Raw genomic sequence first — 25535 nt, 5'->3', positions numbered from 1 at the left:
CCCGGTGACCGGCCGGGTAGGCGGATCGGATGATTTCGACCGCCGACGCCGTCGTCATCGGGGCTGGGCACAACGGTCTGGTGGCCGCGAACCTGTTGGCCGACGCGGGCTGGGACGTCCTCGTGCTGGAGGCCACCGAGGCGCCCGGCGGAGCGGTGCGTTCGGCGCAGGTGACCGCACCCGGCTACCTCAGCGACCTCTACAGCTCGTTCTATCCGCTCGGCTACGCCTCCCCGGTGCTGGGCGGGCTCGACCTGGAGGGCCACGGCCTGTCCTGGACCAACGCGCCGGACGTGCTGGCGCACCTGCTCCCGGACGGCCGGGCCGCGGTGGTCAACCGCGATCTCGACCGCACGGCCGCGTCGATGGAGACGTTCGCCCCGGGCGACGGGGAGCGCTGGCGGCACGCGTACGCGGACTGGTGCCAGGTGGCCGAGCCGATGCTGGACGCCATCACCAGCCCGTTCCCGCCGGTGCGCGGCGGGCTGGGCCTGCTGCGCCGGCTCCGGGTCGCCGGCGCGTTGCGGCTGGCCCGGCGGCTCGTGCTCCCGGTGCGCAAGCTCGGCGCGGAGCTCTTCGACGGCGAGGGCGGGCCGGCGCTGCTGGCCGGTTGCGCCCTGCACACCGACCTGTCCCCGGAGGAGGCCGGCTCGGGGGTGTACGGCTGGTTGCTCGCCATGCTCGGCCAGCAGGTCGGCTGGCCGGTGCCGGTGGGCGGCGCGCAGCGGATCACCGACGCGTTGGTCGACCGGCTCGTCGCCCGTGGCGGTCGGATCGAGTACGGCGCCCGGGTCGAGCGGGTGCTCACCGCGCGGGGGCGGGCGATGGGCGTGCGGACCGCCGGCGGGACCGACTGGCGCGCCCGACGTGCCGTGCTCGCCGACGTCCCCGCCCCGGCGCTCTACCTGGACCTGGTGGGCGCGGCGGCGCTGCCGCCCCGGCTGGTGGAGGACCTGGCGCACTTCCGGTGGGACGGCTCCACGCTCAAGGTCGACTGGGCGCTGTCGGCGCCGATGCCGTGGCAGAACCGCGAGCTGGCCGGCGCCGGCACCGTGCATCTCGGCGCGGACCTGGACGGGCTCACCACGTACGCCGCCGCGCTGGCCCGCGGTGAGGTGCCGACGGACCCGTTCCTGCTGGTCGGCCAGATGACGGTGGCCGACCCGAGCCACTCACCGCCGGGCACCGAGTCGCTCTGGTCCTACACCCACCTGCCGTTCCGACGGAACTGGCGGGCCGAGGACGTCGCCGGGCACGTGGACCGGATGGAGGAGGTGCTGGAGGCGGCCGCGCCGGGTTTCCGCGCGTCCGTCGTCGGGCGGCACGTGGCCGGTCCGGCCGACCTGGAGGAGGCCGAGCCGAGCCTGGTCGGCGGCGCGCTGGGCGGCGGCACCGCGGCGGCGTACCAGCAGCTCTTCCTGCGGCCGATCCCCGGCCTGGGCCGGGCGGACACCCCGGTGGACCGGCTCTACCTGGCCAGCGCCTCGGCGCACCCCGGCGGCGGCGTGCACGGCGCGCCGGGCGCGAACGCGGCCCGCGCGGCCCTGGCCCGCGACCGGGCCGTCACCGGCGGCGTGTACGCCCGGGCGATCGCCGCGGCCCACCGCTCGGTCTACCGCTGACCCGCGCAGGCGCCGGTCCACCCGAGATACGAAGATGCACGCCGCGTCACGGTGACGCGGCGTGCATCTGTCGGCGAGCGAGGGCCGGAGGGCCGGTCAGGAGTCGAGGTTGCGGTGCCGGCTGCGCAGCTTGAACGGCATCAACGCGCTCTCGATCTTGGTGGCGGTGGTCATCTTCGAGTCGCCCTCGCGGCGCTCCTCGAAGCGGATCGGCACCTCCAGGATGGTGTGGCCGAGCTTCGTGGCGAGGTAGTGCATCTCCACCTGGAAGCTGTAGCCGTTGGACTGCACCCGGTCCAGCCCGATGGTGCGCAGCGCGTCCGCCCGCCAGATCTTGAAACCGGCGGTCAGGTCCCGGATCCGCACCCGCAGCAGCGTGTGCACGTAGAGGTTCGCCCAGCCGCTGAGCGCGCGGCGGTAGAGCGGCCAGTTCTCGTCCAGCTCGCCGCCGGGCACGTAGCGGGAGCCGATGACCACGGCCGCCTGGGTGGAGAGCAGCGCGCCGAGCATGCCGGGCAACGCCTCCGGCGGGTGCGACAGGTCGGCGTCCATCTGGGCGACGAACTCCGCGCCGTCCTCGATCGCGCGGCTGATCCCGTCCACGTACGCCCGGCCGAGGCCCTCCTTGCCCGGACGGTGCACCACCAGGATCCGGTCGGGGTGCTCGATGGCCAGCTTGTCGGCCACCTCGCCGGTGCCGTCGGGGGAGTTGTCGTCCGCGACGAGCACCTTCAGCCCCGGCAGCGGCAGCGCGAGGAGGCGCTCGACCAGCACCGGGAGGTTGCCCGCCTCGTTGTAGGTCGGAACGACGACGGTCAGGCGCGCGTCCGCCCACGGGGAGGGCAACTGCACGGGTTCGATCATCACGGACTTCCTCGGTCGGCCGACAGGTTCACCAGAGAGGGTAGCCAGTCCACCTGACCGGCTCCGCACAGACGCCCCGCGACCGTCCGATCACCGGTCCGGCCGCTGTCGCGTGGCGATGTCCGACAGCCGGGCCAGCGTCTCCTTGTTCCGCTGGTGCAGCACCAGATCGTTCAGCTTGGTGCGCACCCAGCGCAGCGGACCGGCGGCGAAGTCCTCGCCGATCGTCACCCGGGTCCGCCCGTCGTCCAGCGGCTCCAGGACGAACGCCACGATCGCCTCACCCGCCGGCCAGAGCCCGGCCCGCAGCACGAGCCGGTGCGGCGCGCGGCACTCCAGCACGGTGGAGGCGTCCTGCAGCGAGAACGGCCAGGGGCCGGCCCGGTGGTGCAACCGGCTGCCGACCCGCGGCCAGTCGTCGTCCACGTCCCGCACGTGCGCGGTGCCGACCACCCAGTCGCTGTACGTCCATCCGTCGGCGAGCACCTCGAAGACCTGGTCCGGGGGTGCGTCGATCACTTTCTCCACAACTGCCACCACTGTCCGGTACCCCTGCCGGGGCCGCCGCTAACGGCGGACGGGTTAGCTTCTCCGGGGCGGCGGGTATCGCCGCACCGGGCCGGGGCGTGGCAGGCGTGGACCGGCCGTGCGGCGCCGCGGGGGTGGGCTCCGCCGAAGGTGACGTTTACTCCTCGGGGGCTCGGGAACCCGCCGCCCGTGCAACCGGACCACGAGCGGGATCAGTGCAGGTCAGCCGGGTTTGGCCCGGGTTCTGGCCGGCCCCCGTCCGGCCTGTACGACGCGGTGCTGCTGGATCGGGACGGCACGCTGGTGGAGGACGTGCCGTACAACGGGGATCCGGAGAAGGTGCGGCCGGTGCCGGGGGCGCGGGAGGCGTTGGACCGGTTGCGGGCGGCCGGGTTGCGGTTGGCCGTGGTGACGAACCAGTCCGGGTTGGCGCGGGGGTGTTTCACCGCCGAGGACATGCGTCGGGTCCACGCCCGGGTCGAGGAGCTGCTCGGTCCGTTCGACCACTGGGCGATCTGCCCGCACGCGGAGGCGGACCGCTGCGCCTGCCGCAAGCCCGCGCCCGGCCTGGTGCATGACGCCGCCCGGGCGCTCGGCACCGTGCCGACCCGCTGCGTGCTGATCGGGGACATCGGCGCCGACATGTCCGCCGCCGCCGCGGCCGGCGCCGCCGGCGTCCTGGTGCCCACGCCGGCCACCCGGGCGGCCGAGGTGGCCGCCGCGCCGACGGTCGCCGCCGACCTGCCGGACGCGGTGGACACCGTGCTGGCCCGGATGCGACTGGTGGCCGCCCCGGCGCCCGCGCGTCGGGCGGCCCGGGGGACCGTGCTGGTGGTCCGCAGCGACGCGGCCGGGGACGTGCTGGTCACCGGCCCCGGGATCCGCGCGGTCGCGGCCGGCGCGGACCGGGTGGTGCTCCTGTGCGGCCCCCGTGGCCGCGCCGCCGCCGAACTGCTGCCCGGCGTCGACGAGATCATCGAATGGCCACTGCCGTGGATCGACGCCCCCGCCCCACCCGTCGACCCCGACGCCATCCAGGCCCTCACCGCCCGGCTCGCCGCCGTCGGCGCCGACGACGCCGTCATCTTCACCAGCTTCCACCAGTCACCCCTGCCCCTGGCCCTGCTGCTGCGCCTCGCCGGCATCGCCCACATCAGCGCCATCAGCGACGACTACCCCGGCGCCCTGCTCGACGTCCGCCACCGCGTCCCCGCCGGCGTCCCCGAACCCGAACGCGCCCTCTCCCTCGCCGCCGCCGCCGGCTACCACCTGCCCCCCGACGACCAACCCGGCCTCCGGCTGCGCACCGACCGGCTGCCGCCGGTGCCGGCCGCCGCCGGGCCGCCCGGCTACGTGGTGCTGCACCCGGGGTCCTCGGTGGAGACCCGCGCCTGCCCGGTGGAACTCGCCACCCGGGTGGTCCGGGTGCTCGGCGCGGCCGGGCACCGGGTGCTGGTCACCGGCGGGCCGGACGAACGCGAGCTGACCGCCCGGGTCGCCGCGGCCGGCGGGGTCGACCTGGGTGGGCGTACCGGACTCGGCGAGCTGGCCGGCGTGATCGCCGGGGCCGGCGCGCTGGTGGTCGGCAACACCGGCCCGGCGCACCTGGCCGCGGCGCTGGGCGTGCCGGTGGTCAGCCTCTTCGCGCCGACCGTCCCGTTCGGGCAGTGGGGGCCCTACCGGGTGCCCACGGTCCGCCTCGGCGACGCCGCCGCGCCCTGCCGCGACACCCGGGCCACCGCCTGCCCGGTGCCCGGGCACCCGTGTCTGTCGGCGGTCGAGCCGGGCCGGGTGCTGGAGGCGTTGCGACTGCTCGGCGTGCCCGCCGCCGTGCCGGCGCCCGTCCCCGGCGGGGTGGTCGGATGAACATCCTGCTGTGGCACGTGCACGGCTCGTGGACCACGTCGTTCGTCCACGGCAAACACCGCTACCTGGTACCCGTCACCCCCGACCGCGGCCCCTACGGACTCGGCCGCGCCCGCACCTACCCCTGGCCCGACAACGCCCTCGAGATCACCCCCGAGGACCTCGCCCACACCGACGTCGACCTGGTCATCCTGCAACGCCCCGAAGAACTCGACCTGGCCACCGAATGGCTGCGCCGCCGCCCCGGACGCGACCTGCCCGCGATCTACGTCGAACACAACACCCCCAAGGGCGACGTGCCCCACACCCGCCACCCCATGGCCGACCGCGACGACCTCCTGCTCACCCACGTCACCCACTTCAACGAACTCTTCTACGACAACGGCACCACCCGCACCACCGTCGTCGAACACGGCGTCGTCCCCCCCACCACCGAATGGACCGGCGAACTCGACCGCCTCGCCGTGGTCATCAACGAGCCGGTACGCCGCTGGCGGGTCACCGGCACCGACCTGCTCGCCCGGTTCGCCGCACTGGCGCCGCTGGACGTCTACGGCATGAAGGTGGCCGGGCTCGCCGCCCACCTCGGGCTGCCCGAGGACCGCCTGACCAGCCACGACGACGTGCCGCAGCACGCCATGCACGCCGAACTGGCCCGGCGCCGCGCCTACCTGCACCTGTGCCGCTGGACCTCACTCGGGCTCAGCCTGATCGAGGCGATGACCATGGGCATGCCGGTGGTGGCCCTGGCCACCACCGAGGCGGTGGAGGCGGTGCCACCCGCCGCCGGCGCGCTCTCCACCCGGGTCGACGTGCTGGTCGACGCCGCCCGGGGCCTGCTGGACGACCCGGCGGCCGCCCGCCGGGCGGGCGCCGCGGCCCGGGCCGCCGCCCGCGACCGCTACGGCCTGGAGCGATTCCTCGCCGACTGGGACCGGCTGCTGGAGGAGGAAGTATGCGCATCGCGATGATCTCGGAACACGCCAGCCCGCTCGCCGTCCTCGGCGGGGAGGACGCCGGTGGCCAGAACACGCATGTCGCCGAGCTCTCCGCCGCGCTCGCGGCCGCCGGTCACGACGTCCGGGTCTACACCCGGCTCGACGCGGTGGACCTGCCGGTGACCGTCCGCGCCCCGGACGGGTACGAGGTGGTGCACGTGCCCGCCGGCCCGGCCGAGCCGGTGGCCAAGGACGACCTGCTGCCGTACATGCCGGCGTTCTCCGACTGGCTGACCGACCGGTGGCGCCGCGGCGACTGGCAGCCCGAGGTCGTGCACGCGCACTTCTGGATGAGCGGACTGGCCGGGCTCGCCGCGGCCCGGCGCACCGGCGTGCCGGTGGTGCAGACCTACCACGCGCTGGGCACCGTCAAGCGCCGCCACCAGGGCGCCCAGGACACCAGCCCGCCGGGGCGGATCGACCACGAACGGGACCTGGGCCGCGCGGTGGACCGGGTGGTCGCCCAGTGCCAGGACGAGGTCGCCGAGCTGGTCCGGATGGGCGTGCCCCGCTCCCGGATGACCGTCGTGCCGTCGGGGGTGAACCTGTCCACCTTCGGTCCGCTCGGCCCGGTCGCCGAGCGGGACGGCGGCCGGGCCCGCATCCTCACCGTCGGCCGACTGGTCGAACGCAAGGGCTTCCAGGACGTCATCCAGGCCGTCGCGTCGGTCCCCGACGCCGAGTGCGTGGTGGTCGGCGGACCACCGGCCGGCCTGCTGGAGACCGACCCGTACGCGTTGCGCCTGCGGGCGCTCGCCGACTCGCTCGGCCTCGCCGACCGGGTCCGCCTCGTCGGCGCGGTGCCCCGGGAGGAGATGGGGCGCTGGTACCGCTCGGCGGACGTGCTGGTCGCCGCCCCCTGGTACGAGCCGTTCGGGCTCACCCCGCTGGAGGCGATGGCGTGCGGCGTGCCGGTGGTCGGCACCGCGGTCGGCGGGCTGATCGACACGGTGGTGCCGGGACGTACCGGCGACCTGGTGCCGGCCCGCGACCCGGCGGCGCTCGGCGCGGCGATCCGCGGCCTGCTCGGCGACCGGATCCGCCGCTTCGCCTACGCCACCGCGGCGCTGGAGCGGGCCCGGGCCCGCTACTCCTGGGCCACCGCCGCCGACCGGCTGGGCGAGCTGTACGGCGAGGTGGCCACCGTGCGCCGGCCGACCCGGGTGGTCGCCTGATGGCGGCCGCGCCGGCTGCCGGCGGGACGGTGCTGGAGGACCACCTGACCCGGCTGGCCGCCGCGCTGCTGCCGCTGCGGGACGCGGAGCACCTGCTGGCCCGCTGGGGTCAGGAGGTGGCGCACCGGCTCGCCGCCGGCGGGCGGTTGCTGGTGGCCGGCAACGGCGGCAGCGCCGCCGAAGCCCAACACCTCACCGCCGAACTCGTCGGCAAACTCCGCCACGACCGCCAACCCCTGTCCGCCATCGCCCTGCACGCCGAAACCAGCGCCCTCACCGCCATCGGCAACGACTACGGATACGACGAAATCTTCGCCCGCCAGGTCCGCGCCCACGGCCGACCCGACGACCTCCTCCTGCTCCTGTCCACCAGCGGCACCAGCCCCAACCTCCTCACCGCCGCCCACGCCGCCCACGCCACCGGACTGCGCTGCTGGGCCTTCACCGGCCCCGCCCCCAACCCCCTCGCCGACCTCTGCCACGAACGGCTCGCGATCGACTCGCCGGACGGGCAGGTGGTGCAGGAGCTGCACCTGGTGGCCGTGCACGTGCTCTGCGAGTACGTCGACCGGGCGCTGCCCGCGGCGCTCGCCGCCCGCGCCCCGGCCGGACCGGTGCGCGCCGGCGTCGAGGTGGTGCTCGACGACCCGGATCCGGAGGTGCAGGCCCGATGAGGAGGTCGAGCATGGCGGGACCCGTGGTGGTGCTCGGTGACACGCTGCTGGACCGGGACGTCGAGGGGCTGGTGAACCGGCTCTGCCCGGACTCCCCGGTGCCGGTGCTGGACGAGACCACGTCCGTGGACCGCCCCGGCGGCGCCGGCCTGGCCGCGGTCTTCGCGGCCGCGCAGGGCGCCGAGGTCGCGCTGGTCACCGCCGTCGCCGACGACGCCGGCGGGGCGCGGCTGGGCACCCTGCTCGCCGCCGCCGGGGTGCGGCTGTACGCGCTCCCGCTGGCCGGCGCGACGCCGGAGAAGATCCGGCTGCGGGCCCGGGGGCGGGTGCTCCTGCGGCACGACCGGGGCGGGGCGACCGGTGTGCCGGGGGAGCCGAGCGAGGCCGTCCTGCGGCTGCTCGCCGCCGCGTCCGCGGTGCTGGTCAGCGACTACGGCCGGGGGGTCGCCGGGCTACCGGCGCTGCGCGCCGCGCTCGCCGCCACCCGGGCGCCGGTGGTCTGGGACCCGCACCCGCGCGGCCCGGCGGCGGTGCCGGGCGTGCACCTGGCCACCCCGAACGAGCCGGAGGCCCGCGACCTGGCCAAGGTCCCGCCGGGCGGCTCCCGCCTGTCCACCGCGTCCCGCAGCGCGCAGGCGTTGCGCCGGCGCTGGCAGGCGGGCGCGGTCGCGGTGACGTTGGGCGGGGACGGCGCGCTGCTGTGCCACGCCGGCTCCACCCCGCTGGTGGTGCCGGCGCCGGCCGCCGAGGGGGACACCTGCGGCGCCGGGGACCGGTTCGCGGCCACCGCCACGCTGGCGCTGGCCCGGGGCGCGCTGGTGTCCGAGGCGGTGCAGGAGGCGGTCGCCGAGGCGTCCGCGTACGTGGCCGACGGGGGAGTGGCGACGGCGCTGCCGGCGCTGGTCCGGACCGCCGCCCCGGCGGTGGTCACCGTGGGCGGGGAGCGGATCGGCGCCCGCGCGGCCGGCGAGGTGGTGTCCCGGGTACGCGCGGCCGGCGGCACCGTGGTGGCCACCGGCGGCTGCTTCGACCTGCTGCACGCCGGGCACGTGGCGACCCTCCAGGCGGCCCGGCAGCTCGGCGACTGCCTGGTGGTCTGCCTGAACTCCGACGCCAGCGTGGCCCGGCTCAAGGGGCCGGAGCGCCCGGTCGTGCCGCAGGGCGACCGGGGTCGGCTGCTGGCCGCGCTGGGCTGCGTGGACGCGGTGCTGATCTTCGACGAGTCGACGCCGCAGGCGGCGCTGTCCTGGCTGCGCCCGGACATCTGGGTCAAGGGCGGCGACTACGCCAGCGGCGGCGGCACCGAGACGCTGCCCGAGGCGGAGGTCCTCGCCCGCTGGGGCGGGCACACGGTGGTCGTGCCGTACCTGGACGGGCGCTCCACCACCGACATGATCGCGGCGGCCCGCGCGGGCCGCGGGCACGGCGGCTGGCCGGCCGCGACGGTGACCCCGGCGGAGGCCGTCGCGGAGACGACCGTCCGGTCCACGGCGAAGGGAGCACGATGAGCGAGCGAGGCATCCGGTCCGGCACCACCGGACGGCGGGCGGCGGCATGAGCGCCGGCCAGCCCGGAGCCGGTCCCACCGTCCTGGTCACCGGCGGGTCCAGCGGGCTCGGCGCGGCCGTCGTCGCCGCCGTGGCCCGCTCCGGCGGCCGGCCGCTCGTGCTGGACCGGCAGCGTCCCGCCGACGGGGTGCCGTGGGCCGAGTGCGACCTGGCCGACACCCGCGCCGCCGAGGCCGCCACGCGGGACCTCGCGGAACGCTCCGGCGGACTGGACGCGGTGGTCACCGCGGCCGGGATGGACGTGCCCGGGAAGCTGATCGACGTGCCGGCCGAGACCTGGGAGCGGATCGTGACGGTGGACCTGCTCGCCACGGCGGCGGTGATCCGGGCGGCGCTGCCCTACCTGGAGGCGTCCCGGGGCAGCATCGTCACGGTCGCCTCCACCCTCGGCGTCAAGGCGGTCAGTGACGCCACCGCCTACTGCGCGGCGAAGTTCGGGGTGGTCGGCTTCACCCGCGCCCTCGCCGCCGAGCTGGCCGGCGCGGTCGGGGTGACCCTGCTGATCCCCGGTGGCATGCGCACCGCCTTCTTCGACGAGCGGGACGCCCAGTACCGTCCCGGCCCGGACGCCGTGCTGAACGAACCCGCCGACACCGCCGCCGCGGTCATGTTCGCGCTGTCCCAGCCGGCCGGCTGCGCGGTCCGGGAGATGGTGGTCTGCGCCGCGCAGGAGTCGTCGTACCCGTGATCCTGGTGCTGCGGGCGCTCGGCGTCGGCGACCTTGCCACCGCCGTCCCGGCGCTGCGCGGCCTGCGCGCCGGGCTGCCCGGACGGGAGCTGGTGCTCGCCGCGCCGGCCTGGCTGGCGCCGCTGGCCGCGTTGACCGGGTCGGTCGACCGGGTGCTGCCCACCGACGGGCCGGACCGGGTCGACTGGACCGGACCACCGCCGGAGGTGGCGGTGAACCTGCACGGCCGGGGCCCCGAGTCGCACCGGGCACTGGCCACCGTCCGGCCCACCCGGTTGCTCGCCTACCGCAACCCGGCCGGCGGCCACCCGGACGGCCCGGCCTGGGACGACGACGAGCACGAGGTACGCCGCTGGTGCCGGCTGCTGCACGCGTACGGGCTGCCGGCCGACCCGGGTGACCTGGCGCTGCGCCGGCCGGCCGGACCCGGCGTACCGGCCGGGGTGACGGTGCTGCACCCGGGCAGCAAGGTCCCGGCGAAGCGGTGGCCGGCGGACCGGTTCGCCGGGCTGGCCCGGACGCTGACCGCGCGCGGGCACCGGGTGGTGCTCACCGGTTCGGCGGACGAGCGGGCGCTGGCCGCCCGGGTGGCCCGCGACGCGGGGCTGCCGCCGGAGGCGGTGCTGGCCGGCCGTACCGGCCTGGCCGAACTGGCCGCGCTGGTGGCCGACGCGCGGCTGGTGGTCAGCGGCGACACCGGCGTGGCCCACCTCGCCACCGGATACGGGACCGCGTCGGTGGTGCTGTTCGGTCCGGTGCCGGCGGAGCGCTGGGGTCCGCCGGCCGACCGGCCCCGGCACCGGGTGCTCGGCGGCACGCGGGCTGCCGGACCCGACCGGGATTCAGCGGGTTTCGCCGGGGTAGGAACCCACCCGACATTGGGTGCCATCGGGATCGACGAGGTGGTGGCGGCGGTGGCCGAGGTGGAACGGGTCTCCGGTGCGGTTGCGGCGTAGCGACCCGGGCCGGGCGGGCTACGGGCGCCGGCGTCGCGGCCAGGGTTGGCTCTTCCTGGACGCGAAGGGCGAGCCGGTGCGCGACGAGGCGGAGCTGGCGCGCCTGCGCGAGCTGGTCGTCCCGCCCGCCTGGCGGGACGTGTGGATCTCGCCGTTCCCGAACGGACACATCCAGGCCACCGGCATCGACGCTGCCGGCCGCAAGCAGTACGTCTACCACCCGCAGTGGCGTCGCAAGCGGGACGAGGCGAAGTTCGACCACGTGCTGGAGGTGGCCCACCGGCTGCCCGCGCTGCGCGACCGGGTCGCGCACGACCTGGCGCTGCGTGGGCTGCGGCGGGAGCGGGTGCTGGCCACCGTGGCCCGGCTGCTCGACATGGGGGCGTTCCGGGTGGGCAGCGACCAGTACGCCACCGGCGACGACCCGACGTTCGGCGTGGCCACGCTGCGCCCCGAGCACGCCCGCTCGCGCGGCGGGTGCGTGGTCTTCGAGTTCCCGGCGAAGGGCGGCATCGAGCAGGTCCGCCGGATCGAGGACGCCGAGCTGTGCCAGGTGCTGCTCAACCTGCGCCGGCGGCGGCGCGCCCAGGAACGGCTCTTCGGCTACTGGGACGGGCGGTCCTGGCGGGACGTGCGCAGCGACGAGGTCAACGACTACCTGCGTGACGCCAGCGGCGGGGAGATGACCGCGAAGGACTTCCGCACCTGGCACGCCACCGTCCTGGCCGCCGCCGAACTGGCCACGGTGGGCCCGCAGCGGTCCGTCACCGGCCGCCGGCGGGCGGTCGCCGCGGTCATGCGGTCGGTCGCCGAGCTGCTCGGCAACACCCCGACGGTGGCCCGGACGTCCTACGTGGACCCACGCGTGGTCGACCTCTACCACGACGGGGTGCTGGCGCCGGTGCAGCCGGAGATGCCGCGGGAGGCGGTGGAGAAGTCCGTCCTGGCGTTGCTGGAGGAGGAGGCGGACTGAACGGTGGCGGGCGACCACCGGGGGCGGTCGCCCGCGGCGGGACCCACCGCGGGCGCCGCGCCACGGCCCCCCGTTACCAGTGGGCTGACGCCGGTTGCCGGCGTCGGCCCGTCCTCAGTCTGCCCGGGCCGGGTTGACTTCGGACGCCGTGGTGTTGACGATCCGTGCCCGTTCCAGGTGGCGGGCCCGGTACGCCTGCGGTGTCTCCGCCTGCGCGGCCCGGAAGGCGCGGCTGAAGTGGGCCTTGTCCCGGAACCCCCACCGGCCGGCGATGACCTGGATCGGCCGGTCCCCCAGGCCCGGGTCGGCGAGGTCGCGGCGGCACCGGGCCAGCCGCTCGTCCCGGACGAACGCCGCGACCGTGGTCTCCTCGGCCTCGAAGAGCCGGTGCAGGGAGCGCACCGAGAGGTGGTGCGCCTCGGCGATGCGCCGGGGGTCCAGCGTGGCGTCGCCGAGGTGCTGCCGCACGTACGCGCGCACCTGGTTGAGCAGGGCGCGGCGGCGGATCTCGGTGGGCACGGCGTCCTCGGAGACGAGGTTCCGGCCGAGCAGCGTGGCGACCAGGTCGAGGGCGACGCCGCCCAGGCGTTCGGCGTCGGCGGCGTGGTACTGCTCGGGGTGGCCGGTGATGCGGATGAGGTAGTCGGCCAGCAGCGCGCCGATCCCTTCGGCGCCGGACATCCGACCGGCGAACAGGGGCGCGAGCCGGCGGTGCGGCAGCGGCAGCGCGTCGTACGGGATGAGCGCGACGATCGACGCGGCCCGCTCGTCCTCGTCGGCGTGGTGGATCAGCTCCTGCGGTCGGGCGCAGTCGTAGAAGGTGAAGTCGCCCCGTGGGCAGATGCCGCGCTGCCCGTCCTGGTTCGCGACGCCGGTGCCGCGCAGCGTCAACGCGAGCAGGTAGCAGTCCCCTTCGGAGCGCTGGATCAGCTTGCGGGTCCGCACGCCGTGCAGCGAGGGGTAGCGGTGCCGGATGAGCTGCATCGGGCCCAGTTCGAGGAACTCCGCCCGCGCCGTGAAGTCGTCCGCGTGCGCGGTGCGGACCCGCATCAGCGTCGGCGTCCGGGCGAGCATCTCCAGCCACAGCCCGAACCGGTCGGCGGCCGGCACCTGCTCGGTGTCGAAGACCTGCCGTGTCAACGCCGTGTCCATGAGCGACCCCCGGGGTTCGTCGTATCTCATGAAGCACGACGCCCCGCGGGCCGGGCAAGGCGGCAACCGCGGGGCGTGACCTCCGTCACTCAGTCGTTGAGCACGTGCGACAGCCGGTCCCGGAACCGGCGCTCGGAGTCGCTGACCACGTCGCCGCCGATCCCCAGGATCCCGCCGGTGGAGGCGGCGCCCACCACCTGCTCGGCGATCTCCACCAGCCAGTGCCGGTAGGCGCCGGCCTGCCCCTCGTCCACCCGGCCGGCGAGCAGGGCGGACGCCTGGCCGGCCCGGGCGAGCACGTCCTCGATCATGGCCTTCGGGTCGTCCGGCGTGATGACCGGCAGCTCCGCGCCGGTCTCCGGGTCGCCCACCCGCGAGACGACCTCGCCGGCCACGGCGGCCACCAGCGGGCTCGCCGACTCGCGCCCCGCGGCGATGGTCTCCAACCCGGCGGCGTTCTCCGCCATGGTGCGCCGGGTGCCGTCGGACTCCGCCGCGGCGGCCGCGGTGAGCACCGCCTGCGGCAGACCGACCAGCAGCCCCCACTCCTCGTCGGAGACACCGAACCGGGTGTACGCCGGCTGCTCGATCACGATCAGGCCCCTTTCGCCATGGTCGTCGTTGTCACGGGCACCACGCGGTGCCCGGGTCAGGCTAGTCCAGCTCCAGCAGGCCCTGTTCGGACACCACGCGCACGGACAGCGTCTTGTAGCCCACCTCGTCGAAGAGCACCGTCATTCGGTCGTCCTCGTAGTTGAGCACCAGTCCGGATCCCCACTCCGGGTGGCGCACCTGGCTGTGCACCGGGAACGGGCCGACCGCGCCGTCGTTGGCCACACTGGTGCCGGCGTGGCAGTTGTCGCAGTGGGCGCAGACCTCGGTCATCTGCTCGCCGAAGTAGGCCAGCAGCACCTGCCCCCGGCAGCCGGTGGTCTCGGCGAAGGCGCGCATCATGTCGGTCCGCGACCGGGTCACGGTCTGCTGCCGCTCGGCCTCGGCCAGCGCGGCCCGACCGGACTCGGCGGCGTCCGGGGCGTACCGGGGGGCGCCGACGCGCTGCTTGGCGCGCGGTTCGGCGGCGCCGATCTGCTCCAGCAGGGACAGGTACTGGCCGAGCTTGCGCGGGCCGAGCCCGGTCAGCTCGCGCAGCTCCTTGCGGGTGCGGGGCTTGCTCCGCAGCACCGCGGCCAACTCGCACAGTTCCTTCTCGTCCGGCAGCCCGCCGCTGAAGTAGCGCTGGAGTCCGACGTCCTCGGCGCGCCAGAGCAGCAGGACGCGCGACGGCGAGCCGTCCCGGCCGGCCCGGCCGATCTCCTGGAAGTAGCTGTCCGGCGAGTCGGGCAGCGCCATGTGCACCACCCAGGCGATGTTCGGCTTGTCGATGCCCATGCCGAACGCCGAGGTCGCCACCATGATCGGCACCCGGTCGGCGAGGAACGCCTCGTGCAGTTCGTGGCGCGCGGCGGTGGGCATGCCGCCGTGGTAGAACTCGGCCGGGAAACCGGCGTCGGTCAGCCGTCCGGCCAGCTCCTCGGCCGCCCGCCGGGTCGGCACGTAGATGATCCCGGGCCGCTCGTCGTCGCGCAGCAGCGCGACCAGCCGCCGCCACCGGTAGTCGTCGGTGGGGCAGTAGGCCACCTCGAGGAACAGGTTGGGCCGGTCCAGCCCGGAGACCACCACCTCGGGCTCGCGCAGCCGCAGCCGGGCGATGATGTCGTCGCGGACCGGCGGGGAGGCGGTGGCGGTCAGCGCCACCACCGGCGGCCGGCCCAGGCCGTCGATCAGGTGGCCGAGCGCCAGGTAGTCCGGCCGGAAGTCGTGGCCCCAGGCCGAGATGCAGTGCGCCTCGTCGATCGCGACCAGGGCCGGCCCGAGCGAGCGGACCTCGGCGAGCCGGTCCGGGTTGCTCAGCGCCTCGGGCGTGATGAAGAGGAACTCGGCCCGTCCGGCCCGGATCTCCTCGATCGCCTGCGCCTGCTGGGTCGCGCTCTCGTCCGAGCTGATCCGCACCGCGCGCAGCTCCGGGCGTTGCCGCTCGTTGAGCGCGGCGATCTGGTCCTGCTGGAGCGCGAGCAGCGGCGAGATGACCACTGTCGGGCCGGGGATCAGGCTGGCCGGGATCTGGTAGATCGCCGACTTGCCGGCGCCGGTGGGCAGCACCACCAGGGCGTCACGGCGCTTCATCACGGCGCGCATGGCGGCCAGCTGGTTGGGCCGCAGCGCGGTCCAGCCGAACAGGTTCCTCGCCGCCCGGCGCAGGCTGGTGGAGTGCGTGGTCAGTTTCATCAAGCGCCTCAGCTACCCCCGGCGTCCGGACCCGAAACCGGCGCCGCGATCAACGCAGCCGGGGCAGGACCTCGCGCTGGTAGAGGTCGAACAACCCCTGCCAGTGCGGGCCGGTGTTGGCCACGTAGACCTCGTCGTACCCGGCCTTGGCGTAGCGGTCGATCATCTCCAGGTGGGCGTCGGCGTCCCGCCCGCAGACGAACGCCTCACGCACCTGCTCCGGCCGGACCAGCTGCGCGGCCTGCTCGAAGTGGCGCGGCGAGGGGAGCACCTGGGACAGCTCGCCCGGCACGCCCGCGTTCGGCCAGCGCTCGTACGCGATCCGCGCGCCCTCGTCGGCGGTGTCGGCGTAGGCGGCCTTGAAGCCGGCCTGGCACGGCTTGTCGCCACCGCCGGCCTCGCGGAACCGGCGGACCATGTCGGCGTCGGGCATGGTGCTGACGTAGCCGTCGCCGATCCGGGCGGCCAGCTCGATCGACTTCGGACCGAAGCCGGACACGTAGATCGACGGGGGCGTCTCGGGCCGGGTGTAGATCCGGGCGTGCTCGACCGTGTAGTGCCGGCCGTGGTGGTTGACGAAGTCGCCGCGCCACAGCTCGCGGATGACCTCGACCGCCTCCTCCAGCATCGCCAGCCGGACGTCGGCCTGCGGCCAGGCGTCGCCGAAGATGTGCTCGTTGAGCGCCTCCCCGGTGCCCACGCCGAGCACGAACCGCCCCTCGTGCAGCACCGCGCTGGTGGCCGCCGCCTGGGCGATCACCGCGGGGTGGATCCGCACGGTGGGGCAGGTGACCGCGGTGGTCACGGGCAGCCGGCAGACCTGGCTGAGCGCGCCGATGGTGGACCAGACGAACGGGCTCTGCCCCTGCGCGTCGACCCACGGGTGGTAGTGGTCGGAGATCCACAGTGCCTCGAAGCCGGCCTGCTCGGCGCCGCGCGCCTGGGCCAGCAGCTCCGCCGGTGTGTACTCCTCGCTGGACAGGAAATAGCCGATCTTCATGGTGCCCCCTCCGCCGGGTCCGGACACCGCAAGCCCTACCCCCGCGCGGGGCGTCCAACCCGGTGGGGTCAGCGGCGGAACATGGCCCGGATCGCGATCAGCAGGAACAGGGCGCCGACCACCAGGCCGAGCAGGCGTACGCCGGGGATGTCCGCGGCGCTGGTGGCGTCGGCGAGCGGCAGGACGGGCATGGACGCACTCTCCCACGGGTGTCCGTCGATCGCCACCGCCTTACAGTAAGGATTGTTGACTATTTCGCTGCGCGGTGTGACCATGTCAGCACCCGCCGGCCCCGGCGGGTCCGTGGGGGAGACGGGGGTACGACAGCGCATGAGCGAGCGGACCGTGGGATCGACCGGAGACCTGGCGGCGCTCGCCGCCGCCGTCCTGCAACCCGGCTTCGTCGGCACCACGCCGCCGCCGTGGGTCTGCCGCTGGCTCGGCGAGGGACTCGGTTCGGTGGTCCTGTTCGCCCGCAACGTCGTCGACCACGATCAGGTCGCCACGCTGACGGCGAACCTGCGGGCGGAGCGGCCGGACGTGATCGTGGCGATCGACGAGGAGGCCGGCGACGTCACCCGGATCGAGTCGGCCCGGGGCAGCTCCCGGCCCGGCAACTTCGCCCTCGGAGCGGTCGACGACCCGGCGCTGACCGAGGAGGTCGCCCGCGACCTCGGCGCCGAGCTGGCCGCGGTCGGCGTCACGCTCGACTACGCCCCGGACGCCGACGTCAACTCCAACCCGGCCAACCCGGTCATCGGGGTGCGCTCGTTCGGCGCCGACCCGGACCTGGTCGCCCGTCACACCGCGGCCTGGGTTCGTGGCCTGCAGGCCGGCGGTGTCGCCGCCTGCGCCAAGCACTTCCCCGGGCACGGCGACACCCGGGTCGACTCGCACCACGACCTGCCCCGCATCGGCGGCGACCGGGCCCGGCTGGACGCGGTCGAGCTGGCCCCGTTCCGGGCCGCGGTGGCGGCCGGCGTGCAGGCGGTGATGACCGGTCACCTGCTGGTGCCCGCGCTGGACCCGGAACTGCCGGCCACCCTGAGCGCGCGCATCCTGGGCGGCCTGCTCCGCGAGGAGCTGGGCTTCGGCGGTGTGGTGGTGACCGACGCGGTGGAGATGCGGGCGGTCTCCGACCGGTACGGCTTCGCCGGCGCCGCGGTGCGCGCGCTGGCCGCCGGGGCGGACGCGATCTGCGTGGGCGGGGAGCGGGCCACCGAGGCCGACGCCCGCGAGCTGCGCGACGCGATCGTCGCCGCCGTGGTCAGCGGCGAGCTGCCGGAGGAGCGCCTGGCCGAGGCCGCGAAGCGGGTCGGTCAGCTGGCCGCCTGGAGCGTCGCCGCCCGGGCCCAGCGGGTCGCCGGCCCGCCGTGGCGCGGCGACTCGCCGGTCGGGCTGGCCGCCGCCCGCCGGGCGGTGCGGGTCAGCGGCGATCCCGGGCTGCTGCCGCTGGCCGGGCCGGCGCACGTGGTGGAGTTCGCGCCGCCGCGCAACATCGCCATCGGCGAGGAGACGCCCTGGGGCATCGCCGGGCCCCTGACCCGTCTCGCGCCCGGCACCACCACCGCCCGGTACGCCGCCGACGCGCTCCCCGCCGACCCGGCCGCCGGACCGGCCGGCCGTCCACTGGTGCTGGTCGTGCGCGACCTGCACCGGCACGACTGGATGCGGGACGCGGTCGACCGGGCCCTGACCGCCCGCCCGGACGCGGTGGTGGTCGAGCTGGGCGTGCCCGAGCTGGTCACCGGCGCGGTGCACCTCGCCACCCACGGCGCCACCGCGGCGGCGGCCCGGGCCGCCGCCGAGCTGCTGGCCGGCGCTCGCTGAACCCCCGGCCCGACCGGGCGGGGAGGTCCCCCGGTCGGGCCGGGTCTCAGGGCGCGTCGACGACCAGGTCGGCGTAGTCGGGGTGACGTTCGATGAACGCGGCCATGAACGGGCACCGGGGCACCACCCGGCCGCCCCGGGCCCGGACCTGGTCCAGCGTGCCCTTGATCAGCGCCGCGCCCACGCCCTGCCCCTGGTAGCGGTCGTCGACCTCGGTGTGCGTGAAGACCAGCACCTCTCCCCGGGGCAGGTAGGCCGTGAACCCGGCCAGCGCGTCGTCGACCAGGATCTCGAAGCGGTGCTTGGCGGCGTTCTCCTCGACCAGGTAGCTCACCGGACCATTGTCCCCTCGGTCTCGGCCAGCCGGTCCAGTTCGCCCAGCAGCCGGTCCACCTCGTCGACCGTGTTGTAGTGGTAGACGCTGGCCCGCACCGCGCCGCCGGTGTCGCGCAGGCCCATGGCCTGGAAGTACTCGTAGGCGTAGTAGTCGCCGGAGGACAGGCAGAGCCCGGCCCCGCCCAGCGCCGCCGCGGTCCGCGCCGGCGTCCACCCGGCCACCCGGAACGACACCGTGGGACAGCGGCGCGCCGGCGCGCCGTACACGGTCACGAAGGGGCGCGCGGTCAGCCCGGCGAGCAGCCGGTCGAAGACCGCCTCCTCGTGCGCCTGGGCGGCGGCGAGGCCGGCGCGTACCCGCTCCCGCCGGTCACCGCCGGCGGCCGGGTCGAGCGACGCCAGGTGGTCCACCGCGGCGGTCACGCCGGCCAGCAGCGGGAAGCTGGGCGTGCCGTACTCGAACCGGTCGGGGACCGCGTCGGCCGACGGGATCAGCTTCGCCGGGCGCAACGACTCCCAGCGGGCCGGGTCGGCGACCATCGCCGCCAGGTGCGGCCCGGACCACTTGTACGCGCTGGTGACCAGGAAGTCCGCGCCGAGCGAGGACAGGTCGGTGGGACCGTGGGGGACCGAGTGCACCCCGTCCACGCAGACCAGCGCGCCGGCCGCGTGCGCGGTCTTGGCGATCGTCGCCACGTCCGGCGCGGTGCCGGTCGCGTTGCTGCCGGCGGTCACCGCCACCAGCCGGGTGCGCTCGGTGACCAGGTCGGCGTACTGGCCGGCGGGCAGTTCGGCGGTGGTCCGGTCGAACTCGGCCCAGCGCACCGTCGCGCCGGCCGCCTCGGCGGCCTGCACCCACGGGCGGACGTTGGCGTCGTGGTCGAGCCGGGAGACCACCACCTCGTCGCCCGGCCGCCAGGCCGCGCCCAGCGTCCGGGCCAACGTGTACGTCAGCGCGGTGGCGCTCGGGCCCAGCACCACCCCCGACGGGTCCGCCCCGAGCATGTCGGCGACCGCGGCCCGGGCCCCGGCGACCAGGTCCAGCGCGCGTCGGCCGGGGGCGAACGCGGTGCTCCGGTTGCCCGTCGCGGCGCGCATGGCGTCGGCCACCGCCTCGATCACCGGGGCGGCGGTCTGGGTGCCGCCGGCGCCGTCGAAGTGGACGAACCCCTCGCCCAGCGCGGGGTAGAGCCCCCGCACCCGGGCCACGTCGAATGCCATTCGGGCACCCTAGCGCGCACCCGACCGGGTGGTGGTGGGAGCCACGTACCCTTGGGGAGGTGACGAACCGACGCGCCACTTCCGCCCTGACCCCCGCCCGACGCGCCGCCGGGATGCTCGCCGGTCTCGCCCTCGGCGCCGCGCTGCTCGCCGGTTGCAGCTCGAACGGCGCCGACACCGACTGCGGCCTGGACGCCTGCACCATCACCTTCGACCGGGGCGTGGACGCCAGCGCCACCATCCTCGGCGTCGAGGCCAAGCTCATCGGCACCCAGGACGACCAGGTCACCGTCGAGGTGGCCGGTGAGCAGCTCTCGCTCACCACCGGCCAGCAGGCCACCGAGGTCGGCGGCTTCCAGGTCAGCCTGGACAGCGTCACCGACCAGAACGTCGTGCTGCGGGTGGCGCGCAACCCCAACGGCTGATCGCTATCGGCCCGCGCCGGCGGGCGGCCACGTTTGGAAAACCGCCCGCCGGGAGATTGAGGGCGCATGTCTCTCACCCGGAACGCCGGAGCCACCGCCGCCCAGGCCAAGAACAGCAGGTGGCTCGAACTGTTGACCCGCGCCGGTTTCATCGGCTACGGGATCGTGCACCTCCTCTTCGGCTGGTTGGCGTTGCAGATCGCCTTCGGCAACTCCGGCGAGGAGGGCAACCAGAACGGTGCCCTGCGCACCCTCGGCGAGCAGCCGCTCGGCAAGTTCCTCCTGGTCGTGATCGCGATCGGCCTCTTCGCCATGGCGATCTGGCAGGCCTCCGAGGCGCTGGTCGGGCACCAGTCCAGGACCGGCAAGGAGCGGACCTTCGAGCGGATCGCCTCGGTCGTCCGCGTGATCGTCTTCGTCTGGCTGGGCTGGACCGCGATCAAGGTCGTGCAGGACGCCAGCTCCAACTCCTCCAACCAGCAGCAGCAGCTCACCGAGAAGCTGATGGCCTCCGACGGCGGCCGCTGGCTGGTCGGCCTGGCCGGTCTGGTGCTCGCCGCGGTCGGCATCGGCATGGTGATCTACGGCCTGAAGAAGAAGTTCGAGCGCAACCTCAAGACCGGCGAGATGAGCCCGAAGACCCGCCAGCTGACCCGCCGCCTCGGCATGGTCGGCTACGCCGCCCGGGGCGCGGTCTTCGCCATCGCCGGCCTGCTCATCGTGGTCGCCGCCGTGAAGTACGACCCGGAGAAGGCGCGCGGCCTCGACGCCGCCCTGCGGACGCTGCGCGACCAGCCGTACGGGCCGTGGCTGCTGGCGCTGATGGCGCTCGGCATCGCCGCGTTCGGCGTCTACTGCTTCTTCCAGTCCCGGTATCGCAAGGTCTGAACCTGGTCGATATCCGGACCGCCGGGCACCATTGGGCCTTTGCCCGATTCCCGTCCGGGCGGAGGGAGAGAGATCCGTGCAGAGTTATCTCGTGACCGTCGCCGCCGCGCTCGCCGCGGCGGCGGTCGCGTTGGTGCTGGTCCAGGTGGTGCACCGGGTCACCCGGCGGCTCGGCCGCCGGTCGCTGCTGATGACCGAGCTGACCGAGCACTCGCACCGCTCGTTCCAGGTCGCCGCGACAGTGGTCGCCGTGCAGATCGCGGTCCGGTTCTCCACGCTCTACGCGGTGGGCAGCCCGTGGCGGCAGTTCGTCCTGCACACCCTGGTCCTGGCCATGATCGCGGCCACCGCCTGGCTGGTGGCCTCGCTGCTCGTGGTGGCCGAGGACACCGCGCTGGCCCGGTTCCGGGTGGACGTGCCGAACAACCGGCACGCCCGGCGCGTCCGCACCCAGGTGGTGCTGCTACGCCGGCTCACCATCGCGGTGATCGTGATCCTCGCGGTCGGCGTGATGCTGATGACCTTCCCGGCCGTACGCGGTGTCGGCGCGGGCGTGCTGACCTCCGCCGGTGTGGTCGGTGTCGTCGCCGCGCTGGCCGCGCAGAGCCTGCTAGGCAACGTCTTCGCCGGCCTGCAGCTCGCGTTCAGCGACGCGGTCCGCCTCGACGACGTGGTGGTGGTCGAGGGGGAGTGGGGCCGGATCGAGGAGCTGACGCTCAGCTACGTGGTGGTGCAGATCTGGGACGACCGCCGGCTGATCCTGCCCACCTCCTACTTCACCAGCAAGCCGTTCCAGAACTGGACCCGCACCGAGGCGGCGGTGCTCGGCACCGCCGAGTTCGACCTCGACTGGGCCGTTCCGGTGCAGGCCATGCGGGAGGAGCTGCGGCGGCTCTGCGAGGGCACCGAGCTGTGGGACGGCCGGGTCTGCGTGCTCCAGGTGACCGACGCCACCGGCGGGACGGTGAAGGTCCGGGCGCTGGTCAGCGCCGCCGACGCCGGCAGCCTCTGGGACCTGCGCTGCCTGGTCCGCGAGCACCTGGTGACCTGGGTACGCGACCACCGCCCGACCGCCCTGCCCCGGCTGCGCACCGAGGTGGGCGACGCCACCGGCCCGCTTCCCTGGCAGTCGGTGCAGCCGCGCCGCCCGGTGCGCCGCACGGCCGACACCGAGGCCCCCGACGACGCGCGCGTCTTCGGCGGCAGCGACGACGGCGAGGCCCGCAGCGAGGTGTTCGTGGGTCGGGAGGACCACGCCGAGGCGCGTCGCTGACCGCGTACCCGATCGGAGCCCCCGGCCGCCCTCCGGCGTGGCCGGGGGCTCCGCGCGTCGGCGGGTCGTGACCCCGGCGCGGCACGGCGCGTTGTGCCTGCCGGACGGGTTCACCACCGGTGCCGGGTTTGACCGGCCCGTTCCGGGGGACCTGCTGCGCACGCCCCGGACTCCGGCCACGCCGGGCCCGGTGGCGGGCGGCCGGGCCGACCGGCCGCCCCGCGCAGGATTGACGGGCGGCGACTCCGGGCATACAGCGCGGTGATGATGAAAGGAGGACAGCATGGCTGACGTCGCGAGTCGCAGCACGTCCCGGACCGGGAACGAGCCGTCCACCGCGGAACTGGTGCAACGGGCCACCGAGCAGGTCACCCGCCTGGTACGGGACGAACTGGCGCTGGCCCGCGCGGAGCTGACCCAGAAGGGCAAGCACGCCGGGATCGGGATTGGTCTGTTCGGCGGCGGCGGGGTGATGGCCCTCTACGGCGCCGGCGCGCTGGTCGCCACCGTGATCCTGCTGCTGGCGCTGGTCATGCCGGCGTGGCTGGCCGCCCTGATCGTGGCGGTGGCGCTGTTCCTGCTCGCCGGGATCCTGGCGCTCGTGGGCAAGAAGCAGGTCAGCCGTGCCGTCCCGCCGGTGCCGGAGGCGGCGGTCCGCAGTGTTCGGGCCGACGTCGACACGGTCACCGCCGCGGTGAAGGACGGGAGGCGGGCATGACCGGCAACGGGACCGGGGACGTGGCGGCGCTCCGTGAGGAGATCCGCCGGACCCGGGTGGAACTCGGTGAGACGATGGAGCTGCTCGCCGCCAGGGCCGATCCGAAGGCGCTGGTGCGGCACTCCGCCGAGCAGGCGAAGGCGCGGATGCGCGAGCAGGCGGCGCTGACCGCGGCCCGGGTGCGCGGGCGCGCGGCGGAGCGGGCCCGGCTGGTCCGGGCGCAGGCGTACGAGAAGGGTGGGGCGGTCGGGCGCAACCCGTTGCCGTGGGCGGCCATCGCGGCCGGCGCCGTGGTGACCGTGGTGGTGCTGGCGATCGTCCGAGGGAGGCGCAGGTGAGCGGCAAGATCGGCAAGGCGGCGTACAAGCCGGTGGGGGTCCTGCTCGGCCTGGCCGCCGGTGCGGTCGCCGGCATGGTCTTCCGGCAGGTGTGGAAGCTGGCGGCGGGCGACGACGACGCCCCCAGCGCCACCGACGAGGAGCGCGGCTGGGGCGAGGTCCTGGCCGCCGCGGCCCTGCAGGGCGCGATCTTCTCGGCGGTCCGGGCGGCGGTGGACCGCGGCGGCGCGGTCGGCGTCCGTCGGCTGACCGGCCACTGGCCGGACTGACCCTGAGCAGCTGAAGGCCCCTTTCCCGGGTGTGGGAAAGGGGCCTTTCGCGTATGCGTGGCGGGCCGCCCGGGCGGTCTGCGCGCAACCTTCAGGTCACATGTCGGAGAATTTCGTCGGTTAGGCTGTGCAGAGTTTTTGCGTACGTGGTTTGCTTTCTCACGCTGTTGAGAGACGCGTGGGTTGAGAGAAGTCTCCTCCGTGGGGGCCGCCTCAGGCGCCGCTGCTCGAAAACGGCCAATCGGCCGCACGGCGTGCTCGGCCGCCAGTTTTAGAAGGAGATACACATGGCGCAGGGAACCGTGAAGTGGTTCAACGCTGACAAGGGCTTCGGCTTCATCACCGTCGACGGCGGGGGTGCTGACGTGTTCGTCCACTTCTCGGCCATCCAGACCAGCGGCTACCGCACGCTGGAGGAGAACCAGCGGGTGGAGTTCGAGATCGCCCAGGGTCAGAAGGGTCCGCAGGCCGAGCAGGTCCGCCCCATCTGAGCTGACACCGCACCGGCCACGCCGGTCGGCGCGCGAAGCCCCGCATCCCGCACGGGAGGCGGGGCTTCTCCCTGTCCCGACCGGGGACTCAGCGGCGCCGGGCCCGCATGCCGAACCAGAGCGCGACGAGTCCGACCAGGACGGTCGCCGGCCCGACCAGCGCCCAGACCCGCTGGTCGGACAGCGCGCTGCCCTCGACGTGGCCGAGGCCCAGCACGGTCCAGAGCGCACCGAGCACCACGGCCAGCAGCCCCATGGTGAGCCGGAACCAACCCCTCATCGCGCCCCCTCCGACGTCCGCCCCGGTCCAGCATGCCCGGTGACGCCGACCATCGACGGCGCCGCGCCGGCCGGGCCCGCCGTCGGGGTCACCACCGGTCGTGCACCTGCGGCCGGATCAGCTCGTCGTAGGTGGCCCGCACGGCCGCGAGCTCCACGTCGGTCAGTGCCGGCTGGCCGGCGGCCTCGGCGTTGCGCCGCGCCTGCTCGGCCGAGCGGGCGCCGGGGATCACCACGGTCACGCCGGGCTGGTCGAGGACCCAGCGCAGGGCGAACTGGGCCATCGTCCGGTCGTCGCCGACCAGCGGCGCGAGCCGGCGTACGGCGGCGAGGCCGCTGTCGTAGTCGACGCCGGAGAACGTCTCGCCGACGTCGAAGGCCTCGCCGTGCCGGTTGAAGGTCCGGTGGTCGTTCTCCGGGAACGTGGTCTGCTCGTCGTACCGGCCGGAGAGCAGGCCGCTGGCCAGCGGCACCCGGGCGATGATGCCCACCCCGGCCGCCGCGGCGGCCGGCAGCACCCGCTCCAGCGGCTTGTGCCGGACCGCGTTGAGGATGATCTGCACGCTGGCCACGCCGGGCCGGGCGATCGCGGTGAGCGCCTGTTCGGAGGTCTCCACGCTGACCCCGTAGCCGGCGACGCGCCCCTCGGCGACCAGCGTGTCCAGCGCGTCGAAGACGCGGTCGTCGGCGAAGACCGCGGTGGGCGGGCAGTGCAGCTGCACCAGGTCGAGCGTGTCGACGCCCAGGTTGGCCCGGGACCGGTCGGTCCACGCCCGGAAGTTGTCCACTGTGTACGCCTCCGGCGTCTGCGGCACCCGCCGGCCCATCTTGGTGGCCACGGTCAGCCCGTGCCCGGGCCGCGAGCGCAGGAACCGGCCGATCAACTGCTCGCTGCGGCCGTCGCCGTAGACGTCGGCGGTGTCCAGGAAGGTGACGCCGGCGTCGACCGCGGCGGTCAGCACGTCGAGCGCCGCGCCCTCGCTGACCTCGCCCCAGTCGGCGCCGAGCTGCCAGGCGCCGAGTCCGATGATGCCGACGTGCCGGCCGAGCCGGTCGAAGCTGCGCTGTTCCACCCGGTCGAGCCTAGTCAGCGGGTTGCCGTCGCGCCCGTCGGGCC

The 25535-nt window shown here is 75.1% G+C and carries 28 protein-coding genes; 17 read left to right on the top strand and 11 right to left on the bottom strand.

Features of this window, described 5'->3' with window-relative positions; all coding sequences use genetic code 11:
- The first annotated feature begins 29 nt into the window (after positions 1-29).
- On the top strand, positions 30-1622 hold the full coding sequence (locus COO58_RS15115) for an NAD(P)/FAD-dependent oxidoreductase (RefSeq protein ID WP_098745418.1): 1593 nt from the start codon (positions 30-32) through the stop codon (positions 1620-1622).
- 96 nt (positions 1623-1718) lie between these two features.
- Here COO58_RS15115 and COO58_RS15110 read toward each other — a convergent pair whose 3' ends face one another.
- Both COO58_RS15110 and COO58_RS15105 read right to left on the bottom strand, forming a co-directional pair.
- Positions 1719-2486: a polyprenol monophosphomannose synthase gene (locus COO58_RS15110; RefSeq protein WP_098745416.1), complete on the bottom strand. Its 768-nt coding sequence runs from the start codon at positions 2484-2486 to the stop codon at positions 1719-1721.
- Positions 2487-2576: 90 nt separating this feature from the next.
- Positions 2577-3023, bottom strand: a complete 447-nt coding sequence (locus COO58_RS15105; protein ID WP_091578319.1) for an SRPBCC family protein — start codon at positions 3021-3023, stop codon at positions 2577-2579.
- Between the two features lie 180 nt (positions 3024-3203).
- Here COO58_RS15105 and COO58_RS15100 point away from each other — a divergent pair, with 180 nt between their 5' ends.
- From COO58_RS15100 to COO58_RS15065, 8 genes are read left to right on the top strand one after another with little or no spacing between them, the layout of a single operon-like run.
- Complete coding sequence (locus tag COO58_RS15100) at positions 3204-4880, top strand: HAD-IIIA family hydrolase (protein WP_098745415.1); 1677 nt, start codon at positions 3204-3206, stop codon at positions 4878-4880.
- The gene (locus tag COO58_RS15095) at positions 4877-5851 is read left to right on the top strand and encodes a glycosyltransferase (protein ID WP_098745413.1); all 975 of its coding nucleotides are present in this window, start codon (positions 4877-4879) and stop codon (positions 5849-5851) included. Before COO58_RS15100 ends, COO58_RS15095 begins: the two co-directional genes overlap by 4 nt.
- Complete coding sequence (locus COO58_RS15090; protein WP_098745412.1) at positions 5836-7053, top strand: glycosyltransferase; 1218 nt, start codon at positions 5836-5838, stop codon at positions 7051-7053. Before COO58_RS15095 ends, COO58_RS15090 begins: the two co-directional genes overlap by 16 nt.
- Positions 7053-7727: an SIS domain-containing protein gene (locus COO58_RS15085; protein WP_098745410.1), complete on the top strand. Its 675-nt coding sequence runs from the start codon at positions 7053-7055 to the stop codon at positions 7725-7727. The genes COO58_RS15090 and COO58_RS15085 overlap by 1 nt, the downstream gene beginning before the upstream one ends.
- A 26-nt stretch (positions 7728-7753) precedes the next feature.
- Positions 7754-9235, top strand: coding sequence for a PfkB family carbohydrate kinase (locus COO58_RS15080; RefSeq protein WP_369700205.1), 1482 nt, complete (start codon positions 7754-7756; stop codon positions 9233-9235).
- 46 nt (positions 9236-9281) lie between these two features.
- Positions 9282-9983, top strand: a complete 702-nt coding sequence (locus tag COO58_RS15075; RefSeq protein WP_091578304.1) for an SDR family oxidoreductase — start codon at positions 9282-9284, stop codon at positions 9981-9983.
- Complete coding sequence (locus COO58_RS15070) at positions 9980-10939, top strand: glycosyltransferase family 9 protein (protein ID WP_098745407.1); 960 nt, start codon at positions 9980-9982, stop codon at positions 10937-10939. The genes COO58_RS15075 and COO58_RS15070 overlap by 4 nt, the downstream gene beginning before the upstream one ends.
- Entirely contained in the window at positions 10923-11912 is a 990-nt protein-coding gene (locus COO58_RS15065; protein ID WP_091578298.1) for a DNA topoisomerase IB, read from the top strand. Before COO58_RS15070 ends, COO58_RS15065 begins: the two co-directional genes overlap by 17 nt.
- A gap of 114 nt (positions 11913-12026) precedes the next feature.
- Here the strand turns inward: COO58_RS15065 and COO58_RS15060 are convergent, their stop codons facing one another.
- The 5 genes from COO58_RS15060 to COO58_RS30210 form a co-directional block, all read right to left on the bottom strand.
- Positions 12027-13052 carry a helix-turn-helix domain-containing protein gene (locus COO58_RS15060; protein ID WP_255292627.1) on the bottom strand — a complete coding sequence of 342 codons (1026 nt, stop codon included), beginning with the start codon at positions 13050-13052 and terminating at the stop codon, positions 12027-12029.
- Between the two features lie 101 nt (positions 13053-13153).
- Entirely contained in the window at positions 13154-13657 is a 504-nt protein-coding gene (locus COO58_RS15055) for a hypothetical protein (RefSeq protein ID WP_091578293.1), read from the bottom strand.
- A 61-nt stretch (positions 13658-13718) separates the two neighbouring features.
- Positions 13719-15350, bottom strand: coding sequence for an ATP-dependent DNA helicase RecQ (locus COO58_RS15050; protein WP_091578290.1), 1632 nt, complete (start codon positions 15348-15350; stop codon positions 13719-13721).
- A 49-nt stretch (positions 15351-15399) separates the two neighbouring features.
- A complete protein-coding gene (locus tag COO58_RS15045; protein ID WP_098745406.1) occupies positions 15400-16350 on the bottom strand; it encodes a TIGR03557 family F420-dependent LLM class oxidoreductase in 951 nt (316 codons plus the stop codon).
- A 68-nt stretch (positions 16351-16418) separates the two neighbouring features.
- Positions 16419-16577: a hypothetical protein gene (locus COO58_RS30210; protein WP_176558707.1), complete on the bottom strand. Its 159-nt coding sequence runs from the start codon at positions 16575-16577 to the stop codon at positions 16419-16421.
- Between the two features lie 103 nt (positions 16578-16680).
- Here COO58_RS30210 and COO58_RS15040 point away from each other — a divergent pair, with 103 nt between their 5' ends.
- Positions 16681-18180, top strand: coding sequence for a glycoside hydrolase family 3 protein (locus tag COO58_RS15040; RefSeq protein WP_098745404.1), 1500 nt, complete (start codon positions 16681-16683; stop codon positions 18178-18180).
- A gap of 46 nt (positions 18181-18226) precedes the next feature.
- Here the strand turns inward: COO58_RS15040 and COO58_RS15035 are convergent, their stop codons facing one another.
- Complete coding sequence (locus COO58_RS15035) at positions 18227-18514, bottom strand: GNAT family N-acetyltransferase (protein ID WP_091578283.1); 288 nt, start codon at positions 18512-18514, stop codon at positions 18227-18229.
- Positions 18511-19737, bottom strand: coding sequence for a cysteine desulfurase-like protein (locus COO58_RS15030; RefSeq protein WP_098745403.1), 1227 nt, complete (start codon positions 19735-19737; stop codon positions 18511-18513). The genes COO58_RS15035 and COO58_RS15030 overlap by 4 nt, the downstream gene beginning before the upstream one ends.
- 59 nt (positions 19738-19796) lie before the next feature.
- Here COO58_RS15030 and COO58_RS15025 point away from each other — a divergent pair, with 59 nt between their 5' ends.
- The 7 genes from COO58_RS15025 to COO58_RS14995 all read left to right on the top strand — a co-directional run bounded on the left by COO58_RS15025 (position 19797) and on the right by COO58_RS14995 (position 24139).
- Complete coding sequence (locus COO58_RS15025) at positions 19797-20162, top strand: hypothetical protein (protein ID WP_091578278.1); 366 nt, start codon at positions 19797-19799, stop codon at positions 20160-20162.
- A 66-nt stretch (positions 20163-20228) separates the two neighbouring features.
- Complete coding sequence (locus COO58_RS15020) at positions 20229-21050, top strand: DUF1206 domain-containing protein (RefSeq protein ID WP_098745401.1); 822 nt, start codon at positions 20229-20231, stop codon at positions 21048-21050.
- 76 nt (positions 21051-21126) lie between these two features.
- Complete coding sequence (locus COO58_RS15015) at positions 21127-22323, top strand: mechanosensitive ion channel family protein (RefSeq protein WP_091578273.1); 1197 nt, start codon at positions 21127-21129, stop codon at positions 22321-22323.
- Positions 22324-22606: 283 nt separating this feature from the next.
- Positions 22607-23041, top strand: a complete 435-nt coding sequence (locus COO58_RS15010; RefSeq protein WP_043325014.1) for a phage holin family protein — start codon at positions 22607-22609, stop codon at positions 23039-23041.
- Entirely contained in the window at positions 23038-23379 is a 342-nt protein-coding gene (locus COO58_RS15005) for a DUF3618 domain-containing protein (RefSeq protein WP_091578270.1), read from the top strand. The genes COO58_RS15010 and COO58_RS15005 overlap by 4 nt, the downstream gene beginning before the upstream one ends.
- Positions 23376-23648, top strand: coding sequence for a DUF4235 domain-containing protein (locus COO58_RS15000; RefSeq protein WP_091578268.1), 273 nt, complete (start codon positions 23376-23378; stop codon positions 23646-23648). The genes COO58_RS15005 and COO58_RS15000 overlap by 4 nt, the downstream gene beginning before the upstream one ends.
- Positions 23649-23935: 287 nt before the next feature.
- Complete coding sequence (locus COO58_RS14995) at positions 23936-24139, top strand: cold-shock protein (protein ID WP_007075740.1); 204 nt, start codon at positions 23936-23938, stop codon at positions 24137-24139.
- Positions 24140-24227: 88 nt separating this feature from the next.
- On the opposite strand, the gene COO58_RS14990 is transcribed toward COO58_RS14995, so the two are convergent.
- Together COO58_RS14990 and COO58_RS14985 are read right to left on the bottom strand one after the other, a co-directional pair.
- Positions 24228-24419: a hypothetical protein gene (locus tag COO58_RS14990; protein WP_098745400.1), complete on the bottom strand. Its 192-nt coding sequence runs from the start codon at positions 24417-24419 to the stop codon at positions 24228-24230.
- An 88-nt stretch (positions 24420-24507) separates the two neighbouring features.
- A complete protein-coding gene (locus tag COO58_RS14985; RefSeq protein WP_091578262.1) occupies positions 24508-25491 on the bottom strand; it encodes an aldo/keto reductase in 984 nt (327 codons plus the stop codon).
- Positions 25492-25535 lie beyond the last annotated feature (44 nt).

It is taken from the genome of Micromonospora sp. WMMA1996 (assembly GCF_002573675.1).
GTDB classification, from domain to species: domain Bacteria; phylum Actinomycetota; class Actinomycetes; order Mycobacteriales; family Micromonosporaceae; genus Micromonospora; species Micromonospora sediminicola.
Note: the sequence above shows the minus strand (reverse complement) of the source record. Positions and strands in the feature narration are given on the sequence as shown.

Excerpts from the sequence above, each read along its gene's own strand:
- COO58_RS14990 (WP_098745400.1), bottom strand. The coding sequence starts at position 24,419 with ATGAGGGGTTGGTTCCGGCTCACCATGGGGCTGCTGGCCGTGGTGCTC.
- COO58_RS15020 (WP_098745401.1), top strand. The coding sequence starts at position 20,229 with ATGTCTCTCACCCGGAACGCCGGAGCCACCGCCGCCCAGGCCAAGAAC.
- COO58_RS15005 (WP_091578270.1), top strand. The coding sequence starts at position 23,038 with ATGACCGGCAACGGGACCGGGGACGTGGCGGCGCTCCGTGAGGAGATC.
- COO58_RS15050 (WP_091578290.1), bottom strand. The coding sequence starts at position 15,350 with ATGAAACTGACCACGCACTCCACCAGCCTGCGCCGGGCGGCGAGGAAC.
- COO58_RS15095 (WP_098745413.1), top strand. The coding sequence starts at position 4,877 with ATGAACATCCTGCTGTGGCACGTGCACGGCTCGTGGACCACGTCGTTC.
- COO58_RS15030 (WP_098745403.1), bottom strand. The coding sequence starts at position 19,737 with ATGGCATTCGACGTGGCCCGGGTGCGGGGGCTCTACCCCGCGCTGGGC.
- COO58_RS15045 (WP_098745406.1), bottom strand. The coding sequence starts at position 16,350 with ATGAAGATCGGCTATTTCCTGTCCAGCGAGGAGTACACACCGGCGGAG.
- COO58_RS15090 (WP_098745412.1), top strand. The coding sequence starts at position 5,836 with ATGCGCATCGCGATGATCTCGGAACACGCCAGCCCGCTCGCCGTCCTC.
- COO58_RS15085 (WP_098745410.1), top strand. The coding sequence starts at position 7,053 with ATGGCGGCCGCGCCGGCTGCCGGCGGGACGGTGCTGGAGGACCACCTG.
- COO58_RS15040 (WP_098745404.1), top strand. The coding sequence starts at position 16,681 with ATGAGCGAGCGGACCGTGGGATCGACCGGAGACCTGGCGGCGCTCGCC.
- COO58_RS15075 (WP_091578304.1), top strand. The coding sequence starts at position 9,282 with ATGAGCGCCGGCCAGCCCGGAGCCGGTCCCACCGTCCTGGTCACCGGC.
- COO58_RS15010 (WP_043325014.1), top strand. The coding sequence starts at position 22,607 with ATGGCTGACGTCGCGAGTCGCAGCACGTCCCGGACCGGGAACGAGCCG.
- COO58_RS15110 (WP_098745416.1), bottom strand. The coding sequence starts at position 2,486 with ATGATCGAACCCGTGCAGTTGCCCTCCCCGTGGGCGGACGCGCGCCTG.
- COO58_RS14995 (WP_007075740.1), top strand. The coding sequence starts at position 23,936 with ATGGCGCAGGGAACCGTGAAGTGGTTCAACGCTGACAAGGGCTTCGGC.
- COO58_RS15115 (WP_098745418.1), top strand. The coding sequence starts at position 30 with ATGATTTCGACCGCCGACGCCGTCGTCATCGGGGCTGGGCACAACGGT.